General features: G+C 34.9%; 1 protein-coding gene and 1 pseudogene. Both read left to right on the top strand.

Features of this window, described 5'->3' with window-relative positions; all coding sequences use genetic code 11:
- Positions 1 to 739, top strand: a pseudogene (locus BWR60_RS36060) (IS4 family transposase); the annotation flags it as partial.
- Positions 736 to 1,058: hypothetical protein (locus BWR60_RS36055; protein WP_218823850.1), on the top strand; the 323-nt coding region annotated here is incomplete at its 3' end. The pseudogene BWR60_RS36060 and the gene BWR60_RS36055, both read left to right, overlap by 4 nt.

Below are 1,058 nucleotides of genomic sequence, written 5' to 3'. Positions count from 1 at the left end.
CTATAGTTTGGACATTGCTCAATAAACGKGGAAATTCAGATACRAAAGAGCGTATTGCTTTGATTCAACGCTTTATMKCYATTTTTGGTAAAGACCGTATTGTGAATGTGTTCGCAGACAGAGARTTTATCGGTGAGMARTGGTTTACATGGTTAATTGAACAAGACATCAACTTCTGYATWCGTGTTAAAAAAACTTCATTGTCACCAATCATTTAGGAAAGAATCATAAAATTAGTGATTTATTTCGYCATCTTMAAGTTGGTCAAAYTGAATGTCGTAAACGACGKATTTKGGTTGGTCGRGTGAAACTRTATATWAGTGCRCTACRRTTAGAARATGGAGARCTTTTACTYGTYGTTTCTCCTCAGTTTAATGCCAATGCTATTCAGGATTATGCATTACGCTGGGAAATTGAAACCTTATTCAGTTGTCTCAAAGGACGCGGGTTTAATCTTGAAAATACGCGCTTGACAGACCCTAGACGAGTGAAAAAATTGATTGCGGTSTTAGCTATAAGCTTCTGTTGGTGYTACTTAACGGGTGAATGGCAACATGATCAAAAAAAAGCGATAAAAATAAAGAAGCATGGACGACTCTCAATGAGTTTATTTCGCTATGGTTTAGACTATGTTCAAATGGCGATTCAGCGTTTAATTGGTTTTGGGAAAAAAGAAGAGTTTAAGGAAATTTTGGCAATTTTAAGAAGGCAGAAYCCTGATAGGATAAGGGTTCTGTGAAATTTGTCGTGTACAGAGTTAAATTTGCAAACAATGAGGGTGCTTTTAAACAACAAGTTATTCGAGAGTTATATAGTATTTTCCCAGACTTAATTCAAAATAATCCTTGTGTAAAATATCAAGAAAGACCACGTCCACGCCAATATTGGTATGAACCCCCTTCAAATCTTTCACCAATAACAGGAATTGACTTCAATAATTCATTAAATATTGATGCAGAAGACAATAATCCTCCACCAATTCAAGAAAAAATATTTTCAGAGTACGACTTATATCCTATTCTCATCGAATATTTATCTAAAGAGCTAAACCTCTATAG

The organism is Inquilinus limosus (genome assembly GCF_002195995.1).
In the GTDB taxonomy this organism is placed as follows: Bacteria; Pseudomonadota; Alphaproteobacteria; order DSM-16000; family Inquilinaceae; genus Inquilinus; species Inquilinus limosus_C.
Note: the sequence above shows the minus strand (reverse complement) of the source record. Positions and strands in the feature narration are given on the sequence as shown.